Genomic DNA, 311 nt, shown 5'->3' on the forward strand with positions numbered 1-311 from the left:
GGGAGATGGCATGGCCCCAAATCAACAAAAAAGGGTGTAACGATAACTCGCTACACCCTTTTTTATTTATAAAACCAGGAGGATTACCTCAACAGCGTCACCTGCCCGGTTCTTTCTTCAACTTCTCCGCCTACACCTACACGCACGGTGTAAATGTATACTTCGGAAGGTGCATCTTTATCATCTTTCTTACCTTCCCATCCTGGATTATTAGGATCGTTAGATTCGAAAACGACTTGTCCCCAACGGTTGTAGACCGTTAGTTCTACCACTTCCATTTCACCAAGAAAGAAGGGCTTGAATACATCATT

At 43.7% G+C, this 311-nt stretch carries 1 protein-coding gene; it reads right to left on the bottom strand.

Translation table 11 applies throughout. The features are described 5' to 3' along the window. Positions 1-83: 83 nt before the first annotated feature. A partial coding sequence (locus ACRBG0_RS22515) for a gliding motility-associated C-terminal domain-containing protein (RefSeq protein WP_431489098.1) occupies positions 84-311 on the bottom strand: 228 nt, incomplete at its 5' end.

This window comes from Lewinella sp., from assembly GCF_050633125.1.
Lineage (GTDB): Bacteria > Bacteroidota > Bacteroidia > Chitinophagales > Saprospiraceae > Lewinella.